The 3,029-nt window shown below is 37.6% G+C and carries 3 protein-coding genes; 2 read left to right on the top strand and 1 reads right to left on the bottom strand.

Annotation, left to right across the window (positions count from 1 at the left end):
* Together VFS71_RS05260 and VFS71_RS05255 are read left to right on the top strand one after the other, a co-directional pair.
* Positions 1 to 591: DsbA family oxidoreductase (locus VFS71_RS05260; protein WP_326399804.1), on the top strand; the 591-nt coding region annotated here is incomplete at its 5' end.
* 17 nt (positions 592 to 608) lie between these two features.
* Positions 609 to 1,589 carry a Gfo/Idh/MocA family oxidoreductase gene (locus VFS71_RS05255; RefSeq protein WP_326399803.1) on the top strand — a complete coding sequence of 327 codons (981 nt, stop codon included), beginning with the start codon at positions 609 to 611 and terminating at the stop codon, positions 1,587 to 1,589.
* Positions 1,590 to 1,643: 54 nt separating this feature from the next.
* On the opposite strand, the gene VFS71_RS05250 is transcribed toward VFS71_RS05255, so the two are convergent.
* A partial coding sequence (locus VFS71_RS05250; protein ID WP_349256356.1) for a glycosyl hydrolase family 95 catalytic domain-containing protein occupies positions 1,644 to 3,029 on the bottom strand: 1,386 nt, incomplete at its 5' end.

The following is a 3,029-nucleotide window of genomic DNA, read 5'->3' as shown; positions in this document are numbered from 1 at the left end:
AAAAGTTTTCAATTGGATCCAACATCAAGCTCTCAACCTGGAAACAATAGTATAGATTACCTAGCCAAAAAATACAATCGCGATAGAGAATGGTCTGTTGCAATGCATGACAATGTTACGCAACAAGCTAAAGCGGTGGGTCTCGATTATCATTTTGAAAAACTAATTCTTGCCAATTCACTGAATGCACATCGTTTATCACATTTGGCAAAGAAAAACAATCTTGGAGATGCTTTTGAAGAACTTTTGTTTAAAGCCCATTTTACAGAAGGAATGGATGTAGATGACAAATCTACATTAACACGACTCGCAATTGAAGTAGGATTAAAAAAAGAGGAAATTGAATTAGTTTTAAATTCGGATGGTTATAAAAAAGAAGTAAATCAAGATCAAGAAGAAGCACAGGCTATTGGGGTAACAGGAGTTCCATTCTTCGTATTTGACAATAAATACGCAGTTTCTGGTGCACAATCACCAGAGGTTTTTTTGAACACTCTTGAAAAAACATGGAAAGAAGGTGGCTATTCATCAAACATCATCCTTCAAAACACAACTGATGAAAATAACTGTAGTATTGATGGATGTGACTAAAACTATTAAAATAGATTATGAGTGAAAACACGAAAAAGATTCGTTGGGGTATAATTGGATGCGGCAATGTCACAGAAATAAAAAGCGGCCCTGCTTACCAAAAAACGGAAGGATTTACTATAGAAGCAGTAATGCGCAGAGATGCCGAAAAAGCTGCTGATTATGCCAAAAGACACGGAATAAACAAATATTACACAGATGCTGACGAACTGATCAATGATCCAGAAGTTGATGCCATATATATTGCTACGCCACCCGATACCCATAAATATTATGGCTTAAAAGTTGCTATTGCTAGTAAACCATGCTGTATTGAAAAACCTTTGGCTCCTAATTACCAAGATTGCCTTAGTATATCCGAAGCTTTTGAAGCGAAAAATATTCCTTTATTCGTTGCCTATTACAGACGAACGTTACCAAGATTTGAGCAAATCAAAAAATGGATTGACACGAAAAAAATAGGCGATATCAGACACATCCGATGGCATTTGTGCAAACCAACAAGTGACCAAGATCGTTCAGGCGAGTACAACTGGCGAACAGACATAACAATTGCCACAGGCGGCTATTTTGACGATTTGGCCAGCCACGGATTGGATTTGTTTATTCATTATTTTGGTCCAATAAAAGAAGTTTCCGGAATTAGCCTTAATCAACAAGGATTATACACTTCAAAGGATGCTGCGTCAGCATACTGGCTTCACGAATCTGGAATTACAGGTAGTGGAAGTTGGAATTTTGGATCTTTTGAACGTGAAGATGTTGTTGAGATTTATGGCAGTAAAGGGAAAATCACTTTTTCCATTTTCGAAAACACACCATTAATTCTTAAAACTGCAGAAGGAGAATCAACACACCAAATAAGTCATCCTGAAAATATTCAGTTGCATCACGTAGAACGAATACGAGAACAACTTTTAGGGAATCAAAAACATCCATCCAACGGATTTACAGCTGCACATACCAGCTGGGTCATGGATCAAATAATAGGAAACTGATTCTATAATTCTAATTATAAAAAAAGGTGCTATCTAAATTAGCACCTTTTTTTATTACCAAACTATTTCTAACTTTTGTCCTTTTTTCAAAATGACTTTTTGTTTTTTATCTCCGCTAATGAGTGTTGTTACTCCTCCATTTTTAGAAAAAACTGTTACTTTCTGTAGTGTTTTATTGTTCCATTCCATTGAAATTTCAAAACCTCCTCTGGCACATATTCCTTTTACAGTTCCGCTATCCCATGCATCGGGCAAAGCAGGCAGTAATCGGATTTCATTTTCATTCGACTGAACTAGCATTTCTGCTACGGCTGCGGCTCCACCAAAATTTCCGTCTATTTGAAACGGCGGATGTGCATCGAATAAATTAGGGTACGTCCCTCCTCCTCTTCTTGGTTTTTCCGTTTTCTTTCCATCTGGATCAACGTATCGAAGTAACTCTCTAAACATTTTATAAGCACGGTTTCCGTCCCACAGTCTTGCCCAAAGATTAATACGCCATCCTTTCGACCATCCTGTCGTTTCATCACCTTTTATTTCAAGTGTTTTTTTGGCAGCATTGGCTAACTCGGGCGTTTTTAATGGTGTAATATGATCGCCTGGAAAAAGTCCAAACAAATGTGACTGATGACGGTGTTTAGGATCTTGGTCATTCCAGTCAAAATACCATTCCTGTAAATTTCCTTTCTCCCCTATTTGATAAGGATGGAATTTGGAAAGTGCCGTTTCAAGTTTTGACCTGAATTCGGCATCCACATTTAAAACTTTTGATGCTCTAATGGTTTTGTCGAAACATTCACGAATCATTGCCAAATCAGCAGTCCCTCCATACATTGTTGCCCCAACAAAACCATCGGGAGTAATGTATTGATTTTCTGGTGATGTCGATGGCGAAGTGATTAAGTTTCCGTCTTTATCAATAACCAACCAATCCAAACAAAATTCGGCTGCTCCTTTCATCAATGGATAACCTTCATTTTTCAAATAATTTTTGTCTTGAGTAAAAACATAATGTTCCCAAATGTGTGTACTTAACCAAGCACCCGCAATTGGCCAACAAGCCCACATCGGGTCTTCTTTTCCAAACTGCCCCACGGGATTGGTCATTGCCCAAATATCAGAATTGTGTGCTGCCGCCCAACCTTTATCAACTCCATAAAAAGTCTTTGCTGTAACTTTACCAGTAACTGAAAGATTTTTAATAAAACTCAAAAGAGGCAAATGCATTTCGGAAAGATTGGTATTCTCGGCAAGCCAATAATTCTCTTCCAAATTGATATTCATTGTGTAATTACTACTCCAAGGCGCATTTAAATGTGGATTCCAAAGCCCTTGCAAATTGGCAGGAACACCTTTGGTTCTGGAACTACTTATCAGCAAGTAACGACCATATTGAAAATACAGGATTTCTAGATTTTTATCTTCTTTTCCATCGGCATA

The organism is Flavobacterium sp. (genome assembly GCF_035760125.1).
Classification (GTDB): domain Bacteria; phylum Bacteroidota; class Bacteroidia; order Flavobacteriales; family Flavobacteriaceae; genus Flavobacterium.
Note: the sequence above shows the minus strand (reverse complement) of the source record. Positions and strands in the feature narration are given on the sequence as shown.